We start from the raw sequence: 25,084 nt of genomic DNA, 5'->3' as shown, positions 1-25,084 counted from the left end.
TCAATCTGGATGACTCTATTAAATATTTTCGGAGTACTTATCGTTACGGTATTACTGGCGGCCATCCTCACCTGGGGAGAAAGGCGACTGCTGGGTTTCTGGCAAGACAGGCCAGGGCCAAATCGTGTAGGTCCATTTGGCACATTGCAAGTCATTGCCGATATGATTAAATTATTTTTCAAAGAGGATTTCATTCCTCGATTTGCCGATATACCCGTATTTGTTCTGGCACCAACTGTCGTTATGGCAACGATGTTAATTGCCTTTGCCGTTGTACCCATATCACCCAATGTTGGCGTTTCTGATCTTAATATTGGTCTGTTATTTGTACTGGCAATGAGTTCCATTGCGGTTTACAGCATCATCCTCGGTGGTTATGCCTCCAACAATAAGTATGCTCTTTTGGGAGGCCTTAGGGCCGCCGCTCAAACCGTGTCTTACGAAGTCTTTATGGGATTGAGCCTGATGGGCGTAGTGATGATGTCCGGTAGTTTCAACCTGCGAGATATTGTCAATGCCCAGGCCGATACCTGGTTTATCGTGCCTCAGTTTCTGGGATTTATAGTTTTTTTCATCGCCGGTATTGCCGAGAGTCGCAGAACGCCCTTTGATCTCCCTGAGGCAGAACATGAATTGACTGCAGGATTTCATACCGAATATTCAGGCATGAAATTTGGGATGTTCTTCGTCGGTGAATATCTTGCCGTCATTCTGATATCCGCACTAATCACCACTTTATTTTTAGGGGGCTGGCATGGCCCCCTACTTCCTCCTATTATCTGGTTCTGCCTGAAAACCGCTTTCATGGTTGCCATTTTCATCCTGCTGCGAGCCGCCTTACCACGCCCCCGATACGACCAGCTGATGAAATTTGGATGGAAAGTCATGCTCCCCTTATCACTGGTAAATCTGCTCGCTACCGCTGGAATCTTGTTATGGGTCGCCTAGGTATTCAATCATATCTAGCCGGCATTGTCGGAGAAAGAAAATGATCGCCAGTCAAATACGCAGCATGTGGTTGGTTTTTAAGCATCTATTTCGGCGCAATGTTACTGTTCAGTACCCCGAGGAAAAACCCTACCTAGCACCACGCTATCGCGGAAGAATTATTTTAAGCCGAGACCCCAATGGGGATGAGCGCTGTGTTGCTTGTAATCTTTGCGCGGTTGCCTGCCCTCCCGACTGTATTTCATTACAAAAGACAGAAGACCCTGATGGCCGTTGGCGTCCTGAGTATTTCCGTATTAATTTCTCTCGTTGCATTATGTGTGGGCTCTGTGAAGATGCCTGTCCTACTTATGCAATTCAACTAACACCTGACTTTGAGATGTGTGAATACGACCGACAAAATATGGTATACGAAAAGGAAGATCTCTTAATTGACGGACCAGGTAAATATCACGACTACAGCTTCTATCAAGTCGCCGGCAAAGCAATAAAAGGAAAAGATAAAGGGCAGGCGGAAAATGAAGCGGAACCGATTAATGTTAAGAGTCTTAATTTATAGTCTGAAAAATCAAGGTAATCGGAGAACCTTTATTTTTTAAAAAGATAAAACATGAACAAAGGAAATGATCTCACGGTTAAAATTATTACCACCTATAAATAAACACTCATAAAAATTATTCTAACACAGCTGAAGATGCTGTTATCGATCGCCTCTAAATTGGAAAAGATTTAATCTGGAGGGAACATCCATATGAATTTTATCTTCTACTTGACAGCAGCCATAGCGGTAGCGGCCACTACGATGGTGATCTTTCACAAAAATGCTGTTCACGCCCTTCTTTATCTTGTGACGTCGTTACTGGCAGTGGCTGTAATCTTCTACCAATTTGGCGCCCCTCTTGCTGCAGCACTTGAAGTCATCATTTATGCAGGCGCCATTATGGTGCTCATTATTTTTGTGATAATGATGCTTAACCAGGGAGATTCCACAGTGGTACAGGAGCAAACTTGGCTTCAACCCAAAACATGGTTCGGCCCAGCTTTATTATCTGCCCTATTGTTAGCTCAACTGATAATACTGGTAAGTAGTGGGCAGGTTTCTTCACATCAAACTTTCTATTACATAGGCCCCAAGCAAATTGGTATCGCCCTCTTCAGCCACTATGTCCTCGCCGTAGAATTGGCCTCAATGTTATTACTTGCGGGGTTAGTCGGTGCTTTCCATCTGGCTCGGCGTAAGAAAATTAACACTGAGGATTCCAGCAATGCCAATTGAAACTGCACCAGGCCTTGAAGTAGGTATTCTTCTCGCATCCATTCTTTTTTGCCTTGGCCTAGCCGGCTTGATGATGAGACGAAATATCATCTTCATGTTGATGTGTGTAGAAATATGTACAAATGCAACAGCATTGATGTTTGTTGTAGCCGGTGCGCACTGGGGAAATGCGGATGGTCAAGTGATGTTTGTATTTGTGGTCACCTTAGCAGCTGCGGAAGTTGCCATTGCACTCGCTTTGGTTCTGCAGTTTTACCATCGTAAACACACCGTCGATATTGATCAACTAAATGAACTGAGAGGTTAATATGCAGGGGCTATTGGCTTGGGTACCCCTTTTACCGCTAGTTGGCTTCCTGACTCTGGTTGCTATTCCCCTCTTTCATCGAAATGAGCCTCCGCAAAAGTTAGTAGCCTGTATCGGCGTAGGAAGTGTTGGCTTAGCCGCACTATTAACTATAACCGTCGCCATAACATTGTTTTGGAGAACTCCATCCGAGCTAGTCAGTATTACTTTATGGCAGTGGATGCTGGTGGACAATTTGGAACTGGGTTTCAAATTCCACGTAGATTGGTTGACCATGGTGATGTTATTGATCATCACAGGGGTAGGTTTTTTGATTCATCTTTATTCAGTGGGATATATGCGGGAGGATCTAGATTTTCGCCGCTACTTCGCCTATCTGAATCTGTTTGTATGCGCCATGTTGATTCTAGTTTTGGCCGATAATCTGGTTTTACTCTATCTTGGCTGGGAAGGCGTTGGGCTCTGCAGCTACCTACTAATAGGTTTTTGGTATAAAGAGCCAGCCAATGGCACTGCTGCACAAAAAGCGTTTATTGTTACCCGTATTGGCGATACGGCAATGGCCATCGGTTTGTTCCTGCTGTTCTATGAATTTTCAACACTGAATATTCAACAACTTACCTCTGCTGTAAATAGTCAAGATGTAAATACCGAAGTAATTACTTTAGCTTGCTTGCTTCTACTCGGAGGTGCTGTGGGCAAGTCTGCACAGTTACCACTACAGACTTGGCTGCCCGATGCGATGGCAGGTCCAACACCTGTTAGCGCCTTAATTCACGCTGCCACTATGGTTACCGCGGGAGTTTACTTGATTGCACGCATGCATCCTCTTTATATGCTATCCGAAGTAGCAATGACTGCTGTTGCACTTGTCGGCGCTATCACATTACTGCTTTCGGGCTTTAGTGCAATAGCTCAAAGCGATATAAAAAGGGTACTCGCCTACTCCACAATCAGCCAGATCGGCTATATGTTCCTTGCACTAGGGGTCGGTGCTTGGTCGGGTGCGATATTTCATTTAATGACGCATGCTTTTTTTAAGGCTTTACTTTTTCTCTCCGCAGGTTCAGTGATATTAAGCCTACACCATGAACAGAATGTTTATTCTATGGGTGGCCTCTACAGAAAAATACCATTAACTTTTATCTGTTTTGCTATCGGATGCGCATGCCTTGCCGCACTCCCCTTTACATCGGGATTCTATAGTAAAGACCATATATTGCTGAGTGCTTGGGAGTACCACCAGGGAGTCAATATTTTATGGCTTGCCGGTATACTCGGAGCATTAGTAACTGGGATTTATAGCTTCCGTCTATTATTTTTGGTTTTTCTCGGAAGAGAAGGCATAGCTTCCGCCCACTGTAAGGATGCCAACACCCCTGTGATGAGCATACCTCTCTGCATTCTCGCAGTGCTGGCATTATTTGGTGGCTTATTAGCTCCACCCCTACAGTCTGTATTTGGTGTTCGCCCAGATGAAGACCACTCACCTTGGATCGAAGTTATTGCCATAGCAATGCCATTGATTGGCCTAACCATCGCCTGGCGATTATTTCTGCATGAACAGAAAGCCGGCGAACAACGCTCGCCCCTTATGCAATTTTGGTTCTCTGGCTGGGGCTTTGACTGGTTGTATGACCATCTACTGGTTAGACCCTTCAAGTACCTTACCAAAATAAACCATAACGATATTATTGACAGCTTCTACAAGGGGACCGCGGCAGCTAGTCGGCAGATGAACGCCCTTTTAAGCTCTTCTCAAAATGGACAGGTGCGTTGGTACCTAACCTCTTTTACAATTGGCTCAATTTTATTCCTTGCACTTCTGGTGGCTTTATGACCCTATTGACAATCATTATTATATTGTTCACCGGTGGCATAGTAGCTTGGCTGTCAGAGCGTTATTTTAAGGCTGGTGGACGTTGGATTAGTTTGATCAGCCTTCTACTCGCCGCCTTATTACTCACAAACTATTCCACATTTATTCATTCTACCGGAGTGGGGACAACGAAACCCTGGTGGGATAGTCTACAGATACCTTGGATTCCCCGATTTGGAATTGACTTCCATCTTGCCATTGATGGCTTAAGCTTTCTCATGCTGGCGCTGACCCTGGCTATGGGAATTTTTGGGGTCTTGATGACTTGGAACGATATAAATTTCCGTAGAGGATTTTTCTATTTCAATTACCTCTGGACTCTGGCTGGGGTTGCTGGTGTTTTTACCGCTATTGATCTTTTCCTGTTTTTCTTTTTTTGGGAAGTCATGCTGATACCCATGCTATTCCTTATCGCGGTATGGGGATATGAGCAGCGTATTTATGCCGCTATCAAGTTCTTTATTTTTACCCAAGCCAGTAGCCTTCTCATGTTGATTGCTATCGTTGCTTTGGTTTACATTCACTACACCAACACTGGGCAGCTAACCTTTAATTACAATGTACTATTAGATGCCCGCCTCTCTCCTGGAGTTGCCTACTGGTTAATGCTGGGATTCTTTGTTGCTTTTATAGTCAAATTACCAGCTCTACCTTTCCATACCTGGCTGCCCGATGCACATACTCAAGCACCTACAGCAGGCAGTATCCTTTTGGCTGCTATTCTCCTTAAAACTGGTGCTTATGGCCTATTACGCTTCAATCTACCTTTATTTCCCGAGAGCTCAATAGAATTTGCACCTGTCGCGATGACCATTGGAGCTATCAGTATTATTTATGGTGCGATGCTCGCGTTTGCCCAAAGAGACATGAAGAGACTCGTGGCCTACTCCAGTGTTAGCCACATGGGATTTGTTTTGCTTGGTCTTTACGCCCTTGACACTATTGCTATACAAGGGGCTGTAATGCAAATGATTGCTCATGGTTTGAGTACCGCAGCCTTATTTGCGCTAGTTGGGACCTTGCAACATCGCCTCCACACCAGGGATATGCAGCAACTGGGTGGCCTTTGGGCCAGATTGCCAAAGTTATCTGCTGTTGCGCTTTTCTTTGCGGTAGCATCACTGGGCCTTCCCGGCCTCGGCAACTTTGTTGCTGAATTCACAGTGCTTGTAGGGAGCTTCCGCAGCAATCACTGGATAACAGCCCTAGCGGCTATCGGGCTTATTGGTGCTGCACTCTATGCCCTATTGATGATGCAAAAAGTCTTTTTCGGTAAGCTAAATAAAAGACTGGAAAAACCCATTCGAGAGCAAGAAACGACAGATCTTACTATACGAGAGTCCTGTGCCCTGCTCACGCTCGCCGGACTTTTGGTATTTATCGGTTTGCATCCACAGCCGATTTTCAATATTGCTGACCAGACCGTACAGAGATCGACCGCAAAAATTGAAGCAGCTTTGTATATTCAGAATTCCACTCGAGACAAATTATCTACTCAGATTCATCCGATTAAGCTTGAACACACCTCAATAGAGGAAACAACTCCATGAGTGCTCAGGAACTTTTTGGGATACTGCCCCTACTGATACTAAGTGCAGGTATAGTGATTCTTCTGTTACAGGTATCTTTTTGGAGAGGACATCTGGGTGCATTGGCAACCACCATGATTACCCTAGTGTTAGCCATGGCATCCTGCTTTTTGGTTGCTGGCACTCTATCTGGAGCGACCAGCTCTATTCAGGTGACTGCATTAATTCTAGTCGACTATACGGCTTTATTTTTCTGCCTCCTTCTACTCTTAACCGCCTTTGGGATTAGCATCATGGGTTTTAATTACCTGCGTTTGCGCTGTGATCCCAAAGGGATCTCGGGAAGTTATCCTGAGGAGTATTACATCCTGTTGCTGCTGGCAATGTTAGGAGCCTGCACGCTTATTTTTTCCAGTCACTTTGCTACCTTCTTTCTTGGACTTGAACTTATTAGTCTCTCTTTATATCCAATGCTCGGATTTTCATTGACTGGAGACCTATCCCCCAAGCGTGAGCAACTTCAATCCCTTGAATCGGCGATTAAATACCTGATTCTATCTGCTTTATCCACTGCATTGGGCCTATTTGGTATCGCACTGATTTATAGTGCAAGTGGCGCTCTGGATTTTATAGGCATAGCCTCACGGATAACCGAGCTATCCCAAACATCTACTTTATTTGCTACTGGGGTCACCTTGCTCCTTATCTCTGTAGCTTTTAAATTATCACTAGTTCCATTTCATATTTGGACACCTGATGTTTATCAAGGGGCTCCAACACCAACAACAGCCTTAATAGCAACCATAGGTAAAGGTGCCGTAATCGGATTTCTACTGCGATTCTTTAATATCCTGGATCTTTACAGTAGTCAGGTTTTAATTGATATGCTCTCTATAGCAGCTATAGCCAGTATGTTAGTTGGCAATCTTCTGGCATTAATGCAAACAAATATCAAACGCCTTCTAGCCTACTCCTCTATTGGTCATATTGGTTATTTGATTGTGGCCTTTATCATTGGTAAAAGCACTTTTGGCACTGAGGCAGTTATTTATTACCTGATAGCATACATAATCACCACACTGGGATCTTTTGCGGTAGTAGGTTTAGTCGCTGATTCTGTTGAGGAAAAAATTCTTAAAGGTGAGTATCCTGAAAATCCCCTTTCAGACGCACAAAACCCTTATCAACGTGCATTCTACCAGGGCCTTTTATGGCGCTCACCTTGGCTGGCGAGCTGTTTTGCCGCTATGCTGCTTTCCCTCGCCGGTATTCCTTTAACTATCGGATTTATCGGCAAATTTTATGTATTTACTGCTGGAGTAGAGGGGCAAATGTGGGTACTCCTGGCAGGTGTAGTAATCGGCAGCGCACTGGGGCTTTTTTACTATCTACGCTTGCTACTAACTATGGTTCAACGTGATAGCACACATGACACTGTTAACACAGGAACTGTACAAATCGCTGTATCAGGTCAGCTACTCTTGTTTATATTGACAGTTGCTCTATTGATCTTTGGTATATTCCCTCAAATCTTGATCAACTGGATAAATGCACTATAAAGATTAATTAGGGTATGGCCGCTAGAAGATACGACCATTTTCTGCCCAATAACAATTTCCTAGGTATCAAAGGGCAAATCTATGAAAACTTTTAAGCAGGCATTTGAAATCATTCAAGATGCCGAGAAATTTCACCTGGATATGGCTGGCTTATACGAGAATTTACTTGACAAATCTGAGGACTACAGAACACAGTTACTGTTAAAGCATATGTTGGAACACGAACAACGTATGGCGAGAAATCTTTCAAATTATGGAGAAATCGCTCAGCAAAGAGTCATGCAAACCTGGCTTCAGTATACCCACGAAGAAAGCGCTCACGATTTTATTCGACAGCTACCACTAAGTGATCCCCCAACTATTAAAGAGGTCAATAATATTGGACGGGAAGTGGATCGGTATTTTTCAAGCCTCTATGAAGCCGTTTATGGCGCTATTGAGTCGATGGAAGTAAAAGAAGTCTTCGAGGATTTGAAGCAAATACAAGACAAAGAACGCATTACCCTATCTATGGCAACTAATTCTCTCTGGGATATGTAACAAAAAAGCCCGCAAATTTGCGGGCTTTTTCATGGAAGGTAAAAATCTAAAGGGTGAACGTTTGCTAAGAGCAAAGCTCCCCCTCTAATTTACCTTAAAGCTTAAAACTCATACTGTGCACGCACATAATAGAGTGCACCATTAAAGCCCATAGGCGCTGTTTCTGGGTACTCAGCACCTGCAACACCTGACCAGGGGTTTTTATCTGGGTAGTTATTGAACAGGTTTTCAGCACCAGCAATCAGGGACAAAGACTCTGTAAAGTCGTAAGCACCTTCGATATCCACAGTCCACTCATCACCGGCATCAATGGGTAGGCTGTAATCATCCAGATGCGCTTCCCAATAGCTACCGTAATAGTTCAAACGAACCAATCCACGCCAGCCATCACCGGCATGAGAAACGGTTGCATTACCACGAACATTTGGCAGACCATCTTCCAGCTGCTTAAGCCGCATATCATCCATTGTATCCGGACTGAAGTCGGTAACTTCTGTGTCTGTCCAGTTGGCAGCAAAGCTCAGATCGGTAGCATCGCCAAGTGGATAAGTAGCAACTAGGTCGATACCACGAGTCTTGGTATCAAAGTCGTTAGTGTAAAAACGGAAATACTGAAGGGAGTCAGCACCACTAATACCATCTGCCACTAGCTGAGCACGTTCAGCGTCACTCAGCTCCTGGTTAGCAGACTGGGTAATACGATCGCTCACCGCAATTTGGAAGTAATCGAGGGTAATATCCCAGTCGCCAGCAGCAATGATAGTACCAATGGTAAAGCTCTTAGACTCCTCTGGCTGCAGTTGCTTTCCTCCCTTTAGCTCCGCGATGGGGTTAGTTGGAGGAATAGTGCCACGGTTCGCCAACTGACCATCGGTAAATGCCGTCGTCACATTACTGATATTAGACTGACCAGGTGTAGGCGCACGGAAGCCGGTACTGTAGGTAGAGCGCAGCGCAATTATGTCATTGATTGCCCAATGCGCGGAAAGCTTGTAGTTGAAAGTACTTCCGAAGTCAGAAAAGTCCTCCCAGCGTGAGGCAGCACCCAACCGCAAGCTATCGGTCATTTCCAGTTCAAGGTCCGTGTAAAGGGCAATATTGTCCCGATCGAAAGTACCAGCTACTTCCGGACCAAAACCAGAAAAGCCATTGGAACCTATCAAGAAGCCCTGCTCAGTCAAGGGCCCAGTAGTCCAGGAGGCTTCATCTCCCATTTTGACCTGAAATTCTTCCTCGCGCCACTCAAAACCACCGGCCATATACAGTGTTTTGCCGGCAACTTCCGCAGCCTTGGTCAGGTCAATATTAAAATTGGTCTCAGTTTGCGCATATCCGCCAGGGCTGAACTTGGTTGGAGTATCAGGGCCCATGGTAGCATTCACGGTATTGTAGATATTGAAATCTACTTCGTTACGCCCCCTACTGGCGCTGACATCATAGCCAATGCCATTAGCCAACTCACCGCGCAGTCCGAAGACCATGGAATAGTCTTCCAGGTCGCCACCAAAACGCGGGGTAAAACCACCCGGGAACATCTCTGTAAAGGAGAAACACTCATCGAGATCGTGGGCTTCAGATACACTGACATTCTGACAGTTATCAATACCATTACTGGGGTCTAAGTCACCGATCAAAGGAACTAGAATTTTATCGAGTTCCCCATCACCATCACTATCCACATCTGAATCAACCTCCATTGCAAAAACGCCTGCCCGAGTCTCAGGATTACGATAATAGAATCCTCCATCTGTGGAACGGCTGGCGTAGTTACCAAAGGCATATAGCTCAACGGTATCATTCAGTTCAATAGCACTGTTAATAAAGAACTTAGTGTCATCATTTACTTCCGGCTGCCCCCAGATCTGCGCGGGACTGGCAACATGGGTATTGCCATCGGCAATCAGCTGTGCGGCGTCATCCCGCTGGGTACTGCGACTGGTGGAATCCTGTTCGCGATATTCCATGCTGAAGTTGACAAAGCCGGAATCGGTCAGTGGCAGGCCGAAGTTAGCAGCAACCATACTCTGGTCACCATCACCTTCCGCGGTAGTGGCATGCTTCATTTCAACAGTGCCACCCTCGGCAGCATCTTTGAGCTGGAAGTTGATGACCCCGGCAATAGCATCAGAGCCGTATTGGGCGGCTGCACCATCGCGAAGAACTTCCACCTGTTTCAAGGCTATGGCTGGTATAGCGGAGATATCCGGGCCCTGAGCGCCATCCGATACACCACTTCCCAAGAAGGAGATTACAGAAGCACGGTGACGACGCTTGCCATTCACCAATACCAGGGTGCTATCCGGCGGCAGTCCACGCAGGTTGGCTGGGCGTACAATCGAGGCAGCATCGGAGATTGGCTTTGCATTCACATTGTAGGAAGGCACCACATTGCGCAAAAGGTTGTTGAGATCCCCATCCCCCTGATTCACAAACTCATCACCAGTGACAATATCGATAGGTGCCGAGGAATCCGTCGCAGAGCGTCCTTCAACGCGAGTGCCGATGGTGATGACCTCCTCCAGAAGAGCATCCTCGGCAAATGCCGGGCTGGATACTGCAGCAACCGCCATTGCCAACAGCGATGGAGCGCCACAGGCCGCTAGCCAGCGCTTCTTGTTTTCTTTCATGTAATTACCCTGTCAATTATTAGTTTTATCTTCTAATCCTAATCGATCCATTTTCGGCAGCGTGTTGGCTTACAAATGCACGAGGCCAGATACAGAGAAATCTGCGCCTGCTTTAGATAGCCTGCACTGAGTTACACACAAATTTAGCCAGAAAATCCCAATGATGAACATCATCATTTTTAATCACTGCAAGAAGCGTGACACAGGTAAAAAATGCCAGTAAAAATGGAAAATTAAAATACCTAAATAACAGATATTGACAATTTAAATCATGTCTAATCTAGAAATAATGTCATTTATGACATTGAGGATATTAGGAATAAAACGAACTTAAAGGAAATTATCGAACCGAAAAAATTGGATGCGAGGTAAGTAATTATCATCCATATCGAGCACAGGTAGAATAATAAATGATATTTACCCTAAAGTGAAACTGACTGTCCTAAGAAATAAAAATTTGAAGGGATCATCATCCACTAAAGGGTACTGGGCTTCACTAGAACCTACTGTCTACTGTGAGCCCCTAGCAAAACCCCAAATAAGCTATATGTCGCCCAAGGCAAACTCCACAGCCTTATTTGCATGTATTTGAGTAGTATCCATCAGTGGAATCGCTATATCCTCCTGAGAGACCAACATACCAATTTCGGTACAGCCTAGAATCACAGCTTCCACCCCTTGGGCGGACAGAAAATGGATAATGCGGAGATACTCCTCTCTTGATGAAGCTTTGATCTTTCCTTTACAGAGCTCCTCATAGATCACACTATGTACTATTTCTCTATCAGGGGCAGTGGGAACAATCAGGGTTATTCCATATTTTTCCTGTATATACTTACGGTAAAAATCCTGCTCCATGGTGAAAGCCGTACCCAAAAGTCCCACTTTCTGAACATCTTCCCTAAGTAAAATTTCAGCCACAGCGTCTGCAATATGCAGGAGAGGGATATCCACCGAAGTCGCTACCTGCTCGGCCACTTTATGCATGGTATTGGTACAGATAAGAACACAGTCCGCCCCAGCGGATTCCAATGCCTGGGCCGCCTGAGCCAGCATCTGCCCAGCCTCTTCCCATTGACTCGCTCGTTGGAGCTTTTCAATCCTGGCAAAGTCGACACTGTATAAAATAATCTCTGCGGAATGCAGCCCGCCAAGTTGCCGATTAACCCCTTGATTAATCAACTTGTAGTAGAGCTGTGTGCTCTCCCAACTCATACCACCAAGTAGCCCTATTCTTCTTACCGCCTTCTCCACCGTATTCTCACTTAATTCTGATAATTTGAAGCAATAAATTTATGCCAGGTAGCAACTAGAAACAACCAACTGTGGAATATTGCACTTTAAAAAATGCGAGATGTGCAAACACCAGCAGGCTACTCATCATCCATGGAAGGTTCCAAAGCCATACAGGAGGCTATTAAATTTCTTTTACTGAAATTATAACCGGAGAGAAAAGCCATCATGTTCTCCCTCCCTAAAAGTCTACGGGTAATTTCTTTTAAGGAGATTCCTTGTCGCCCCAACTCCTGGGCAGAACACGATAAGTTAAGCAAGTAATCATATTTATCTTGTAGTCGTTTCTTACCGTTTTCGACCATACCCCGATGGGGACACAAGATAAGTTCAAAATTATATTGAAGCACTTTGCGTATGCTTTGCATCAGAATTGGGATGCTCTCATCCTTACGCAACATCTTCAGATGACTCGCCACATAGAGGTCTGCCGTGAATATCCAACCCCGATCCTCCATCAAATAGCAGGTCATATCCTTGGCATGCCCCGGAGCCGGGATAGCAATTACCTTCTCACCAGCTATGCGTAAATTCTTTGGCAGCTCCGCAGCTTCCGCGAGTCCCGGTGCTCCCCAAATAAGCCTTTGAAGTGGTGGTATACGGAAACCACGCTTTAAAATTTCAATCGTTGCTTTAGGTGCTCGAGGCTGAACACCTGTCAGCTTATAGATAGATCCAGCATTGCCGCTATGATCTTCATGGTGATGCGTTAGAAGAAGCTGACGAAAGGGTTTATTTTTCACAAACCACTTGACGTATTTCCATTGATTGCTAGGCCCTGCATCAATAATGGTGTCTTTTAATCGATAAACGATAAATGTGGTGTTAATTCCAAAGTCAAACCTGCCAACTCTCTGCGCATCGAGATCTTTGTAATCAAATGAATCGATGACCGACACACAAGCCTCCGTCACCTGAAATCAATAAATTGGGAAGACTAGAGATTTAAGATAGTTATATCTAGTGGTGAAGGGCTAAGTATCTGGGAAACTAGGGGTAAATAGCACGACATCTTAGGAAGAGAAGATAGCGTTCACGCTTATGAGATTAATCCGTCAACTCCATGCGTAGTTTTAGTCCTAGCTTGGAGGTAGCCCCAGTGGTAACCCAAGCAATCTGTCCATTACTCCCCACGATAATCATCGTTGGCGTTACTTTGATCCCCCACTGGCCACTTATACTACCCATAGGGTCATTAATTGTTGGAAACTTTAAATTATGTTGAAGCATATATTCTTTAACCACTCCCTCATCTCCAGACTGCATAGCGACGCTCAAGACCTGATATTCTCGCGCCAGTTCAGATATTTTAGGAGATACTATGCGACAATATGGACACCATGAGCCCCAGAAATAAATAAGCACCGGCCCATGTGTCGTCATATGTTTAAGGTCTATTAAATTCCCATTCAAAGTCTCCCCTTTCAGCGGTGGCGCCAGATCTTCTGGGATGTCCCGTTGCTGATAGTAGGCCACCGCCGCCATTACCAAAATAGCCAGCATGGAGAAGACTATCAGTTTTACCGACATTCGATACCAGTGAATACCCACTACAGCCTTCACCTATTTTTCACATTCAGACTGAATTAACCTTACAGACCCAATAATTCCTAACGACTTGAAGAGGGCTTCCCTTCTTTATTTAGGTCTTTCTTGGAACCTTCACTTTCATCGAATAAATCGATGATCATATATTCCTGCAGTATCTGAGGCAATATTTGCGGTCTCTTAGCGCCTGCAGGATACCAGGCATAGACAGGTATTGAGTTACGCCCTAATGCCGCCAGAGATTCAGTGATCACAGGGTCCTCTCTGGTCCAATCGGCACGAAGTAGTAAAACGCCATTTTCCTGAAACACTTTTAATGTTTTCTCTTTATCGAGTACCCGCTTCTTATTCACTTGGCAGGTTACACACCAAGCTGCGGTATAGTCGACAAACACCGAGCGTTTTTCTTGTTGCGCCTGCTTAAGCAACTGTGGATCATACTTCTTCCAGCCCATAGTAATGGGAAGAGACTTCTGCTCTTCTTTCCCTAAAAGCATAAAGCCTACTGGCAAACTAATGATTAGTACTCCCCATGAAATTACCCTAACGATTCCAGAGTAATTACGTATCATCAAGAGAGCAAAAGTTACCAGTAGTACCATTGAGGTACCTAGTAACCAGCCTGTTTCCCCTTCCATACGCCCAAAGACCCAGAGCAACCAAATCACCGTAGCGTAAAGGGGGAAAGCCAATAATTGACGGAGCTTATCCATCCATGGCCCAGGTGATGGGAGGCGATTCATAAGGGCAGGACTAATACAGAGAATCAAGAATGGCGCAGCCAGGCCGATCCCCATGCAAACAAAAATAAGCATGGCTTCTAAGGGAGGTAAAACTGTTGCGGTACCAAGAGCAACCCCCATAAAAGGTCCCGTACAGGGAGCCGCGACAAATACCGCAAGTACGCCTGTAGCAAAGGTACCACCTTGGCTTAGGCCCGCTACCCTAACTAAGTGATGACCAAACTCAAATACACCATGAAAAGACATAGCCATCACCCAAAACAGTACTATTAGTGCCAATACCACAGATGGTGACTGTAGTTGAAACCCCCAGCCAATTGAGGATCCCCCTGCACGAAGTACCAAAAGTAGAAGGCCAAGTGCTGTAAAGGTGAGAACCACTCCTGCAGAATATAGAAGCCCCTCTCTTAATCTCGAACCACTGCTGTAGCCTCCTCCTATCAACCCAAAAAGCTTGATAGAAAGCACAGGGAAAACACAGGGCATCAAGTTTAGAATGACTCCCCCAGCAAAAGCTGCAAGTATGATCAGCCAAAGTGGACGCCACTTTGCTGCCGGCAAGGGACTGCTAAACGCTACTTCGTCAAACTCCCAGGCGCGATGTCCATCACTCAATACAAAGCTGGCTGCTGCGGGAATTTCCACATCAGTTTGACGCTTAAAAATATAAACGAAGGTGTCACCATCACGTTCCATTATTGGCTTGGCGGGTGAGAAAACTTTTCCATTTAAAGGGAAAACCTGTGGCGCACGGCCTTGCGTACGAGCTTCGACCAACAGGCGTATACGGTCTTTTCCTTGCAATGCCAGCGAGTCCAGCCTCCAAGGACTGCTTTCCTGTGGAAGAGGTACTCTTTCCGCAAACTGATTCCGAACTTCCAGATCTTCTAGGGCCCATTTGGACTGCTTTTCAACGGGGCGGGATAACGTCATGGTGCCGCGACCTGGAATACACTCAATCTTACAGACAAGCCATTCCAGATCTGCCTTCAAAGAGACTTCCTGCGCCCCTGGCTTGGGCTTCAGATCAAAAAGATAGGCAACATTTCCCTTATAACCCAGGTTTGTTAGGTGCTCTACCCTAAGACGAGTGGGAAAAGGCCATTCTATTTTCCCCAGACTTGCGCCCTCGGCGTCTATGTCAAAACGAGGTGGTGCACCTGAGTCTCCTGAATTTTGCCAATATACGTGCCAACCTAGATCCACTTCAAAGTAGAAGCCAATTTTTTCTGAAACCTTTTCCTCAAAAATAGAAGGGGCCAACCAACGAATTCGGACATGTTCACCTGAAGCCTGTTCCTGTGCATAAATGCAGGAACCACAACCAAAAGCCAAAATACCAATGACAATTATCAAGACAGACTTTATTTTTAACACACACTTTTCCTTGGGCTTTATGCCTGGAAAATGAATAAATTCATTTATAGATATCCACCAACAATATACTCCCGAATAACTACTTTAGATCAGTAATAGAGTCGTTTATTACCTTCTCATTATTCCCGTATTAATTCTCAGGGGTAGGCGCAGTCTCTCATTCGATAAATACGGCGCCCTCAAGGGTTATCCTGTAATTCTAAATTTTTTTCAGATTCCAAGGAGATTCACAATCTCGATCACACACTTGTCACCGCCCTTAGTACAAAGATGATAGCCTTAGACCAGCCAGATATCGCAATCTCATCCCCACATAAGAGTAGAATACTGATTGATCGGGGAAAGGATATGGGGGAATTATCAAGTTATCTCTAGCTGGATCAGCTCCCTATTCTAGGACACTCTGGTGGTGCGCCCCACCTAGCTTCAGTCGCTTAAAGTATTCCTAATAGAGTTTATAAGATATCTCTCACCTCTCCAGCAGTACTCCTGGATGAAGTAAAAGTAACTTTGATACCGAAGAACCAGGTTCTAAAATTCATCGCGAGAATCTACGAGATTACTTTCTTATTCGATAGGCCTGTACTTATGTTGCGCGCAGTGCCATCAAAGATACTGATAAATATATGCCGTAAACTGCGCTAAAAGCTCCCTCAGATGCAGCCACTCTGTTGAACGAGCCAGGATTTAAGGCTTCTTTTAGAACTGGAATGAATCAAAATATTGAAGGATTCTATGGAATGACAATAGCGATCTGGGGATTGGGGGAGTGATAAATTACGCAGCTTTAACCGCCCAGTCAAAATCTTTTTTGGAAAAAAACGATATCATAAACTTCAAAATGTTTTTACAACTTTCGAAAAGGCCTCCCCACGTAAAAGCCTAATCTTGACCTGGAGCAGGACACTGTGGGCTTTTAAATCAAGAAAACTGACCTGAATTCTTATTTCATAATTTACTTGTTATCTACTTTATAAGTAATACTTCAATAGCAGCTATTCTGTTGATTTTTTCTTCACGCTCAATAATCAGCCACTAATGGTTGCTCCATATTGACAGGCACCAGATTTTTGAGAAAATCCTCAGTAGCCAAATCCCAACAAAAGGTTTTTGCCCTGGCAATACAATCATCCGCTTTACAGGAAAGGGCTCTTTGAATTGCCACCCTTAGATCATTATCCATAGCGCCAACAGGTGCATCACCAATGATATCCCTTGGACCCGTAACTGGATAAGCGGCAATTGGTAGGCCGCAGGCAAGCGCCTCTAGGTTCACTAAGCCGAAAGTATCTGTTAGAGACGGAAATACAAATACATCCGCCCCAGAATAACACTCTGTTAGCTCATCCCCTTCTTTTACGCCCAAATAGATAGCTTCTGGAAATGTTTTCTTTAAAGCACTTAGCTGGGGGCCATCTCCTACCACCACCTTGGTTCCAGGGATGTTGATAGATAAAAACCTATCCAGTGATTTCTCTACAGCAACACGGCCAACGCTTAACAGAATCGGCCTGGGCAAGCCTGCAAATATATCTGTTTTAACAGGGTGGAACTTGTCTAACTCCACTCCCCGACGCCAGCGCACTATCCTGTTGATCCCCAAATCCTTGGCTTCGGCCTCCATACTTGCAGTAGTTACCATCGTTTGTGCTGCTGCCTGATGGAAATTAACTAATAACTTATGCAGCCACTTCACTGGGATTTTATAACGCAGGGAAACATACTCAGACAATCTGGAAAGCCAGGAAGTGGTAAATCTTAACCCCCTTTTTTTGCAATACCTACGCATTGAGATACCAATTGGTCCCTCGGTCATAATATGAATGGCATCAGGGGAGAATTCATCCACAATACGGGCAAGTCGAGATCCGGGGAATATGGCAATTCTTATTTCATGGTACCCTGGCCAAGGGATATATTTAAAGTCATCCACTGACAAAAGCTTAATCTCATGCCCTCGTGTAGATAATTCTTTTATCGTTTTCTCAAGAACCCGCGACACACCATTGAGCTGCTTTGGATAAGTATCCGTAGCAATTAATATTTTCATACCAGAAAACCTTCATCCCTAAAGATAGAAGCGCGCCCCATCACGTATTAATGAATATACTAATACACAGCATATATATGGATCGGCCCCTCTATTTACCACTTTGACAAACAAGGTATTTTTCTTTGATCACATCGACCGGAATACTTTTTTGCCACCTGCTCTACTTCAGTAAGAAGTTCCTCGTTTAGGGTAATTGGTCGCAACCCCATCTCCAGCAACTGATCATTAACAGCCAATAAGTCATTCTCTGCAGATTCTTTTCTTGGGTTATCCACATAGGCTATATCCACCCCCGTTTTGTCTGCTATCAACTTGGCCAAATCCCTGACGCGGTGTATCTCAGTCATCTGATTCAGTATTTTGACTCGATCCCGGTTTTCTGGAGGATGCTCAATAGCCAACTGAATACAGCGACAGGTATCCTGAATGTGAATAAACGCGCGCTTCTGTCCACCAGTCCCATGGACAGTTAGAGGATAGTTAATCGCCGCCTGCATTAGGAAGCGATTTAGTACAGTGCCATAATCCCCATCATAATCAAATCGATTGATAAGATATTGATCTCGGCGAGTTTGAGAGGTTTGAGTTCCCCAAACAATACCCTGGTGTAAATCAGTAATACGCAACCCATCATTTTTATTGTAAAAAGCAAACAACAACTGATCCTGTGCTTTGGTCATATGATAGATAGACCCGGGATTAGATGGGTATAGTATCTCTCTACTCCTACACTCACCATCCTCTTCAACCTGTACCTTAAGATATCCTTCCGGAATCTTCATCTCGGCAGTACCGTATCCATAAACCCCCATAGTACCCAGGTGAACAAGATGTATATCCAATTTACTTTCTACAATTGCGGCAAGAACATCGTTAGTCGCACTCAAATTATTATTAACCGTCAAACGTCTATGACTTGAGGATTTCATTGAATAAGGCGCTGAACGCTGCTCTGCGAAATGCACAATCGCGTCGGGTTTCTCGGTAATCAACAGCTCTAGCAGCTTGTGATATTCTTTACCGATAGTAATTGCAACATGCCGAATATTTCGGCCCGACACATCCTGCCAAACCCTAAGTCTCTCCCCTAAAGGCCGAATCGGGGTCAGAGACTCTACTTCAAGCTCTATATCTGTTTTCCTTCTGGAAAAATCATCAACAATGATAACTTCATAGCCTGCATCAGAAAGATGAAGAGATGTTGGCCACCCACAGAATCCATCCCCGCCAAGAACCAGTACTTTTCTCACCCTGACCTCATTGATTAGTGACAAAAAAATGATATTGGATCGAGTAAAAATCCCTCTGCAGCAAGTAGCTCGCTGACCAACTTCTCTAGACGGGACTCCGATCCAAGAGCAAAATCCATTCGCTTATTGGTTAATTCAATCGCTAAGCGTCATCCGAGCTTATGTCCCAGAGAAAGCCAACGATCTCTACTAGAACTATCTCACTGTTTGTAGTACGAAATATATGGCGTCAAAGACAATTAACACGCCAATTGAAGGATTATGGCGCCAATTTAAGTTTTCTCCGCCTTTTAGAGGAGCAAGAGTAGGCCATTCGATGATCTGGAGGTGCCTTGTATCCTCCCCAATGTACCCTGGTTATGCCACCCAGAAAGCAAAGGTATAAAGAAACATACAATCATTTTTGATTATGCACTCTTTTAAACTGCGGGAATAACCTATGTGAAAAGCAAAATAGGAGATGGGGTTACTAACTAGCAGTCAGTGAAACCGGCACTCAATGACAATACCAAAGATAAATAATGTTTCACTTGTTTTAATCCAAGCTGCAATAACCCTTTTTTCATAGTTATTGCCGTCCACGTTTGATATCAAATCCCCCGCCAACCCCTAGCAAGATGCAGTGAAAAATTGCCCTAGACCTTGCTTCAAAGCTCGAGGCAAACCAAAAACTTAACTAACCCTTTATCATTTTGTCATTTAGACCAGCAGCCCATACTAGTCTGACCACAAGTAGGGATACCTTCGCTCTTAGGTTTCCTGTCACCGAAAAACAACTTTTTGATTTCCGCAAAAAATGGGGAACTTCAAAGACCGAGGTGACAACTAAGACACGTAAGACAAATACAAAAGGCCTGCGCAAATGCGCAGAGGGTTATGGGCAAAAATAAATATTTGGGGTCGTACTTCGGGCATTAGCTCTAACGGAAAGTTAGCTCTCTCTTAAAGCTATCTTTCGGTAAATCTCCCTATTTTTTTGAGCCTAATCCCACTAGTGGTTTTCCACGAGTGGCTTGCAAGGATGCATTTTAGCGTTATTGAGATGCACTTTGTGAGAATGAATAGGTCCTTGCCTAGGTTCTATTTAGCAATTTTTCCTGTGACTGTCTGGGCAGACACTAAATAGATTGCCGTTATTTCTTCCGGTGCATTTCCATAAAAAATACTGCTCCATCCGCACCCTATTTCGTACCGGGAGATATAGCTGATGATTTCAAAAAGACACTTATTGCCTATTTCCCTGGCAATATCAGCTCTAACATTTACTGCACCACCAGTCCTTGCGGATTTTGGTTCTAAACACGATAAACATCGGGTGCCCAAGAGCGCTAGAAAGGGCCCTCGACCGCCAAGGCAACAACCCTTTGATTTCAGTGCGATCTTTAACACCGTACAAATTCTGGAAGCCGGTGCTGTAGAAATACATCTCGGTGGCCATATTAACCAGGCCGAACTAGAAACCATGGATCCTATCGAGGCCTATGTTCATGCTTTCGAAGAAGGCGATGAGCTATTTGAGATAAATTACAACGCCCTCGACGGAGTGGGCGTTAATGTCGGTAACGGCAAGCGCTTCACCAGTTTCCCTCGCCCAGATCTCAGGGGCCCAATGGCCTGGGCCAATATTTTGCCCCACCGGGCAACAGGTCCCAACGGCGATTCCTGCATCAGCTGTCACAATGTCCCCGTTGCTGATGGCGGTGGTGGTGTGAACGACAATGTGATCCGAATGGACCCTGAGCGTAAACAAAAAGGTTTCATTGAGCGTAACTCCCCTCACCTGTTCGGCATGGGTGCAGTGCAGCTGGTGGCTGAAGAAATGACCACCGAATTACAAAGCCTAAGGGATCAAGCCGTCGCTGACAGCTGTGCCTCTGGTGAAAGTGCCAGCGTGGAGATTGCAGCCAAAGGAGTGAGCTTTGGAGAAATTTCCGTCTCCTGTGAAAATGTCAACTATGACAATCTCGCCGGTATTGATACAGACCTCATTGTTCGTCCCTTTGAGTGGAAAGGCTTAACGGGTTTCGTGCGGGCCTTTGTTCGCGGAGCCGCGCACCAGGAGCTTGGTATGCAGGCCACCGAACTGGTAGGCGATGCTGATAGTGACTTCGACTCCATCACCAATGAGCTGAGCGTCGGGGATATTACCGCATTGACGATCTACAATGCCGCACAACCGCGACCAGTCACCAAGATTGAGCTGAACAGCGTGATTGATACCCTGAATGAGGAAGAAAAAGAAACCTACGGTTTACCACTCAGTGAGGCGGACATTGCCAGCATTCAGAATGGTGAGGAAATTTTCTCTTCCATCAGCTGCGCCTCGTGTCACTCCCCCGAGATGGAGGTCGCCTCACCTGTATTTTATGAACCCTCGAAGCACGCCAGCTATCGCGATGAGACCTATCCCGCAGGCAATATTGCCGGGCTACCCACCACTTCACTGCAATTTAACCTGCTGACAGACATTCTCGATAACCCTCAGGAGCTGCCCTCCGGTCAGACGCTGGGTCAATTCGAGGAATCTGAAAATGGTGGAGCGATTGTGCGGCTCTATGGCGACCTGAAACGACACGACATGGGCCGGGCCCTTGCTGAGGAGTTCGATGAAGGTAATGTAGGAGCCTCTGTATTCCTCACCGAAAACCTATGGGGAGTAGGCTCCACAGCACCCTATCTGCATGATGGCCGCGCCACCACTATGACAGAAGCTGTTCTCTTTCACGGTGGAGAGGCACAATCCAGTAAGGAGCAATTTGAAGCCCTTAGCGATGCCGAAAAAGCCGATCTGCTGAAATTCCTGGATAACCTGGTGCTCTACTTGGCCCCATAGCAAGCTTTTACTACTTAGCACCAACTGCAGGGCGGCCAATTGGCCCGCCCCGCTGACTATCCAGCCCCCAAGCCTTAACCCTTCATTATAAATTATGGCGTTGATGCCACTCTGCCAGTGACTCATCTGGATACTCATCAAATTGTTTGTCCTCGGCTCTAATATCCGGCTCTACCCAGGCTTTGGCAAAAGCCAACATCACATGGGTACGCTCAGGCGGTATGGGCAGTTCAGTATCTATCGCAGAGGCAAATGGGTGGACCAGATCGGGCCAGCGGGGATCCCACAGCCAAAGCGCACTGCCACAGCGAGAACAGAAATGGCGCTGTGCTGGGCTGGTGGTACTGCTACCAGATTCGTCGCGCAATACCGCCTGATACACTGAAATAAACTCCTTCCCCTTAATCACCAGCGACTGATAGTCCCCACCCAGATTCACGGCATAACCCCCTCCCCCAGCTGCCTTGCGGCAAATCGAACAGTAGCAACGGGTAAATGGGTAGGGTTGTTCACATTGGAGACTAAAACGCACCGATTGGCAGTGGCAGGAACCATTGAGTTTCACTGTTGAACCTCCCTGTTTACTGGGCAACAACTTTATTCACTGTATCTAGGCTAGACTGGTAAGCGGTCCCACTACCAAGGGTTATGCCGCCATGACCTCAGAGAAATCCACCAGACACGACAAATGGCAGGCCCAAGAGTATGTGAAGGCCTCCTCCATGCAGTGGCGACAGGCCATGGAAGCCATCCAGCGCTGCAGCTATCAAGGGGCCAGCGCTATCCTCGATGTGGGCTGTGGCGATGGCAGAATTACCCGCTATCTGGCCGAGCGCCTCAAGAATGGCAAAATTATCGGTGTGGACCTCACTGAAGATATGATTCGCCACGCCCGCAAAGCCCACGCCGACGTACCCAACCTCGCCTTCGAGCAGATGAGTGCCGATGAAATTCAGTTTGAAAAGCAGTTCGATATTATTTTTTCTTTCAGCTGCCTGCACTGGGTGGCAGACCAGAAAAAAGTCTGGGGTGGATTTTACAAATACTTAAAAGAAAATGGGAAAATTGTGGTTGGCTTCCAGGTTGACCACGAAAATTTCTGGGACACGGTGTACGAATTCCAAAATAGTACTCAGTGGCAACCTTACTTTGAGAATTTTCTCAATCCCTACAATCACTATACGCTGAACGAAATGCGCAATTATATTGAGGAGGCTGGATTTTACCTCCCCAGGATCGATGAAATTCATCATGTGGAAAACTTTGACACCCGAGACACACTCACAGCGTTTTTCTTATCTTGGGTGCCTCAATTTCGGCACCTGCAAAACCCACAAAGAAAAGAATTCTCCCAGCAAGTGATGGATGCCTACTACCAAAAAATACATCCAGTAATGCGCAAGCATGCTGGGGTACGGATCAAGCGGTTTATTATAGAAGCTAATAAATAAGTCAGTTTCCGCCTCACAACTGACAAATCATCACACCAAATTCATGCAAGCCAATTATCTACGAATACGCTTCACTCTCTGAGTACTTGGTAAAGTCATAGGGTGTAAAAGCAAGAGCCACTCTTTTATTTCTTGCAGAGCAAAGAACAGAGTAAAGAATTAAAAGCGGGCCATACTATTTAAATCAACGTTTAAACAAGAGGCAATTAGGTTCCTCTTACAAAAGTTGTAGCCAGTTAAAACGCTAACCAAGCCCTCTTTTCCCAGCAAGCGCAGAGTGATCTGCTCTAAAGGAAGCCCCTGCTGTTCGAGCTGCTGGGCTTCTGCAGAAATATTTAGCAAGTACTCATATTTCTGGTTCAACTGCTGCCAGCCATCCTCCACAACCCCTCTATGTGGGCAGAGAATCACTTTGAAGGAGTGGCCCAGTACATTTTTAATACTGTTTAACAGGGTGGGAATATCTTCGTCGATACGCAGAAACTTTAAGTAATTGGCGATAAATAAATCCGCACTGAACAACCAGCCGCGCTCTGGCAACAGGTAGCAAGTCATATCTTTGGCATGACCTGGGCTAAACAAAGGTTGCACTTTCTCTATGCCGATACGTATATCCTCTGGTAGTGGCGCCACTTCGGCTTTTCCGGCAGTTCCCCAAAAAAGTTTTTGCATGGGGGGGATACGAAAGCCCCTTTTTAATATCCCAATAGTTAAGTCCGGAGCAAAAGCCTGCACGCCGGTGAGCTTTTGGATAGCACCGGCGTTACCACTGTGATCCTCGTGGTGGTGAGTAAGTAATAGTTGTTTTAGCGGTGTATTCTCAATAAACGGCTTAACATATTTCCATTGGTTGCTGGGGCCAGTATCTATTACCGTGCCATTAAGCCTATACACGACAAAGGTCGTGTTGATCCCCATATTCAGACGACCTACACGAATTGCTTCCAGGCCCTGATAGTTAAACGTTTCTCTTACTGACATGGGGCACTCTCTTACCGGTTTTGGGTATTTTCAGGCAAGTGCTACAAGTCGAGAAATTGCAATTTCCTCGAATGTTGGTGACATATCACTACTATCTACCACAGTATCCAAAGTAAGAAGTCGCTAGCGAGAGAAGAAATCCTATACCCCTGAGGAAAAAGCCTTCACAAAGACTCCAGTGACACCACCTCAATCCCATTTTCCGTATAGCGCCAACACAAATTAAAACCACACAGAGCCATACCATAAATGCGCTGTGGATCACTTTTCTGATAGGCGGGCCTGGGGTCCTGGGCCAGTACCTGTTCAATTAACCTGGGCAGATCTGTGCCCCAGTCATCTTCATAAGCTCTGGCCTGATGAAGGATCTTTTCAGGGATATTTACTGGGATTAATGCCGGGGCGGCATCGGCAAAGGCACTTTCAGCATGGTGCAGGGCATCCGCATAGGGTACGTAGGGCTTTATATCCAAAACTGGCGTGCCATCCACCAGATCGGCTCCGCCAACAATTAATTCGACTTTTGGCGAGGTTCGTACCTCCAATAAACGTACCACCGAAAGGCCGATATTATTGGGGCGAAAGGGGGAGCGTGTGGCGAGTACACCGAGTTTTTTATTGCCGCCCAGTCGTGGGGGGCGCACCTTGGCGGACCATTGACCTGCGGCCTGGTGAAACTGAAAGACAACCCAGATATGGCTGTTTTCCTCGAGCCCTGCTACCGCATCCGCTACATTCAGGGGCGGTAACAGTTCGATACTGGCCCGACTGGCATCGGCGAGCAGTGGTTGCCGGGGAACGCCAAATTTTTCACCAAAGCAAGAGTGCACACGGGCTATGGGCTCAACAACCATGGAAATTCCAGAAAACCAATTTTCAATGATGAGCCC

Annotated in this window: 20 protein-coding genes; 10 read left to right on the top strand and 10 right to left on the bottom strand. The window is 45.6% G+C overall.

What is annotated here, in order from left to right:
• The first annotated feature begins 9 nt into the window (after positions 1-9).
• From nuoH to FIU95_RS04690, 8 genes are all read left to right on the top strand, one after another.
• A complete protein-coding gene (gene nuoH / locus FIU95_RS04725) occupies positions 10-948 on the top strand; it encodes an NADH-quinone oxidoreductase subunit NuoH (RefSeq protein WP_371416962.1) in 939 nt (312 codons plus the stop codon).
• Positions 949-988: 40 nt separating this feature from the next.
• Entirely contained in the window at positions 989-1,507 is a 519-nt protein-coding gene (gene nuoI, locus FIU95_RS04720; protein WP_216646301.1) for an NADH-quinone oxidoreductase subunit NuoI, read from the top strand.
• A gap of 192 nt (positions 1,508-1,699) precedes the next feature.
• Positions 1,700-2,224, top strand: coding sequence for an NADH-quinone oxidoreductase subunit J (nuoJ, locus tag FIU95_RS04715; protein ID WP_152451982.1), 525 nt, complete (start codon positions 1,700-1,702; stop codon positions 2,222-2,224).
• Positions 2,205-2,531 carry an NADH-quinone oxidoreductase subunit NuoK gene (gene nuoK / locus FIU95_RS04710; RefSeq protein WP_371416961.1) on the top strand — a complete coding sequence of 109 codons (327 nt, stop codon included), beginning with the start codon at positions 2,205-2,207 and terminating at the stop codon, positions 2,529-2,531. The genes nuoJ and nuoK overlap by 20 nt, the downstream gene beginning before the upstream one ends.
• 1 nt (position 2,532) lies before the next feature.
• Positions 2,533-4,371: an NADH-quinone oxidoreductase subunit L gene (gene nuoL, locus FIU95_RS04705; protein ID WP_152451978.1), complete on the top strand. Its 1,839-nt coding sequence runs from the start codon at positions 2,533-2,535 to the stop codon at positions 4,369-4,371.
• A complete protein-coding gene (gene nuoM / locus FIU95_RS04700) occupies positions 4,368-5,960 on the top strand; it encodes an NADH-quinone oxidoreductase subunit M (RefSeq protein WP_152451976.1) in 1,593 nt (530 codons plus the stop codon). Before nuoL ends, nuoM begins: the two co-directional genes overlap by 4 nt.
• Positions 5,957-7,498, top strand: a complete 1,542-nt coding sequence (locus tag FIU95_RS04695; protein WP_152451974.1) for an NADH-quinone oxidoreductase subunit N — start codon at positions 5,957-5,959, stop codon at positions 7,496-7,498. Before nuoM ends, FIU95_RS04695 begins: the two co-directional genes overlap by 4 nt.
• Positions 7,499-7,579: 81 nt before the next feature.
• Positions 7,580-8,038, top strand: coding sequence for a hypothetical protein (locus FIU95_RS04690; RefSeq protein ID WP_152451972.1), 459 nt, complete (start codon positions 7,580-7,582; stop codon positions 8,036-8,038).
• A gap of 101 nt (positions 8,039-8,139) precedes the next feature.
• Here FIU95_RS04690 and FIU95_RS04685 read toward each other — a convergent pair whose 3' ends face one another.
• The 7 genes from FIU95_RS04685 to FIU95_RS04655 form a co-directional block, all read right to left on the bottom strand.
• Positions 8,140-10,665: a TonB-dependent siderophore receptor gene (locus tag FIU95_RS04685; protein ID WP_152451970.1), complete on the bottom strand. Its 2,526-nt coding sequence runs from the start codon at positions 10,663-10,665 to the stop codon at positions 8,140-8,142.
• Positions 10,666-11,208: 543 nt separating this feature from the next.
• Positions 11,209-11,919 carry an aspartate/glutamate racemase family protein gene (locus FIU95_RS04680; protein WP_256366406.1) on the bottom strand — a complete coding sequence of 237 codons (711 nt, stop codon included), beginning with the start codon at positions 11,917-11,919 and terminating at the stop codon, positions 11,209-11,211.
• A gap of 119 nt (positions 11,920-12,038) precedes the next feature.
• Positions 12,039-12,857, bottom strand: a complete 819-nt coding sequence (locus FIU95_RS04675) for an MBL fold metallo-hydrolase (RefSeq protein ID WP_152451966.1) — start codon at positions 12,855-12,857, stop codon at positions 12,039-12,041.
• 148 nt (positions 12,858-13,005) lie between these two features.
• A complete protein-coding gene (locus FIU95_RS04670) occupies positions 13,006-13,488 on the bottom strand; it encodes a protein disulfide oxidoreductase (protein WP_152451964.1) in 483 nt (160 codons plus the stop codon).
• Between the two features lie 80 nt (positions 13,489-13,568).
• The gene (locus tag FIU95_RS04665; protein ID WP_152451961.1) at positions 13,569-15,626 is read right to left on the bottom strand and encodes a protein-disulfide reductase DsbD; all 2,058 of its coding nucleotides are present in this window, start codon (positions 15,624-15,626) and stop codon (positions 13,569-13,571) included.
• Between the two features lie 1,021 nt (positions 15,627-16,647).
• Complete coding sequence (locus tag FIU95_RS04660) at positions 16,648-17,676, bottom strand: glycosyltransferase family 1 protein (protein WP_152451959.1); 1,029 nt, start codon at positions 17,674-17,676, stop codon at positions 16,648-16,650.
• Between the two features lie 95 nt (positions 17,677-17,771).
• Positions 17,772-18,929, bottom strand: a complete 1,158-nt coding sequence (locus FIU95_RS04655) for an NAD-dependent epimerase/dehydratase family protein (RefSeq protein ID WP_152451957.1) — start codon at positions 18,927-18,929, stop codon at positions 17,772-17,774.
• 1,207 nt (positions 18,930-20,136) lie between these two features.
• Here FIU95_RS04655 and FIU95_RS04650 point away from each other — a divergent pair.
• Positions 20,137-21,762, top strand: coding sequence for a di-heme oxidoredictase family protein (locus FIU95_RS04650; RefSeq protein WP_152451955.1), 1,626 nt, complete (start codon positions 20,137-20,139; stop codon positions 21,760-21,762).
• Positions 21,763-21,847: 85 nt separating this feature from the next.
• On the opposite strand, the gene FIU95_RS04645 is transcribed toward FIU95_RS04650, so the two are convergent.
• The gene (locus FIU95_RS04645; RefSeq protein ID WP_152451953.1) at positions 21,848-22,327 is read right to left on the bottom strand and encodes a GFA family protein; all 480 of its coding nucleotides are present in this window, start codon (positions 22,325-22,327) and stop codon (positions 21,848-21,850) included.
• A 91-nt stretch (positions 22,328-22,418) separates the two neighbouring features.
• On the opposite strand from FIU95_RS04645, the gene FIU95_RS04640 reads away from it, so the two are divergent.
• Complete coding sequence (locus FIU95_RS04640; RefSeq protein ID WP_152451951.1) at positions 22,419-23,213, top strand: trans-aconitate 2-methyltransferase; 795 nt, start codon at positions 22,419-22,421, stop codon at positions 23,211-23,213.
• Positions 23,214-23,372: 159 nt separating this feature from the next.
• Here the strand turns inward: FIU95_RS04640 and FIU95_RS04635 are convergent, their stop codons facing one another.
• Together FIU95_RS04635 and tsaA are read right to left on the bottom strand one after the other, a co-directional pair.
• On the bottom strand, positions 23,373-24,194 hold the full coding sequence (locus FIU95_RS04635) for an MBL fold metallo-hydrolase (RefSeq protein ID WP_152451949.1): 822 nt from the start codon (positions 24,192-24,194) through the stop codon (positions 23,373-23,375).
• Between the two features lie 164 nt (positions 24,195-24,358).
• A complete protein-coding gene (gene tsaA, locus FIU95_RS04630) occupies positions 24,359-25,048 on the bottom strand; it encodes a tRNA (N6-threonylcarbamoyladenosine(37)-N6)-methyltransferase TrmO (protein ID WP_152451947.1) in 690 nt (229 codons plus the stop codon).
• Positions 25,049-25,084: the final 36 nt, after the last annotated feature.

Source organism: Microbulbifer sp. THAF38, assembly GCF_009363535.1.
In the GTDB taxonomy this organism is placed as follows: domain Bacteria; phylum Pseudomonadota; class Gammaproteobacteria; order Pseudomonadales; family Cellvibrionaceae; genus Microbulbifer.
This window is presented reverse-complemented; position numbering and strand designations above follow the sequence as displayed.

Coding starts and splice junctions, on each gene's coding strand:
- FIU95_RS04660 (WP_152451959.1), bottom strand. CDS start 17,676: ATGAAAATATTAATTGCTACGGATACTTATCCAAAGCAGCTCAATGGT.
- FIU95_RS04695 (WP_152451974.1), top strand. CDS start 5,957: ATGAGTGCTCAGGAACTTTTTGGGATACTGCCCCTACTGATACTAAGT.
- FIU95_RS04685 (WP_152451970.1), bottom strand. CDS start 10,665: ATGAAAGAAAACAAGAAGCGCTGGCTAGCGGCCTGTGGCGCTCCATCG.
- nuoH (WP_371416962.1), top strand. CDS start 10: ATGACTCTATTAAATATTTTCGGAGTACTTATCGTTACGGTATTACTG.
- nuoM (WP_152451976.1), top strand. CDS start 4,368: ATGACCCTATTGACAATCATTATTATATTGTTCACCGGTGGCATAGTA.
- FIU95_RS04635 (WP_152451949.1), bottom strand. CDS start 24,194: ATGTCAGTAAGAGAAACGTTTAACTATCAGGGCCTGGAAGCAATTCGT.
- nuoJ (WP_152451982.1), top strand. CDS start 1,700: ATGAATTTTATCTTCTACTTGACAGCAGCCATAGCGGTAGCGGCCACT.
- FIU95_RS04670 (WP_152451964.1), bottom strand. CDS start 13,488: ATGTCGGTAAAACTGATAGTCTTCTCCATGCTGGCTATTTTGGTAATG.
- FIU95_RS04690 (WP_152451972.1), top strand. CDS start 7,580: ATGAAAACTTTTAAGCAGGCATTTGAAATCATTCAAGATGCCGAGAAA.
- tsaA (WP_152451947.1), bottom strand. CDS start 25,048: ATGGTTGTTGAGCCCATAGCCCGTGTGCACTCTTGCTTTGGTGAAAAA.
- FIU95_RS04650 (WP_152451955.1), top strand. CDS start 20,137: ATGATTTCAAAAAGACACTTATTGCCTATTTCCCTGGCAATATCAGCT.
- nuoI (WP_216646301.1), top strand. CDS start 989: ATGATCGCCAGTCAAATACGCAGCATGTGGTTGGTTTTTAAGCATCTA.
- nuoL (WP_152451978.1), top strand. CDS start 2,533: ATGCAGGGGCTATTGGCTTGGGTACCCCTTTTACCGCTAGTTGGCTTC.
- FIU95_RS04640 (WP_152451951.1), top strand. CDS start 22,419: ATGACCTCAGAGAAATCCACCAGACACGACAAATGGCAGGCCCAAGAG.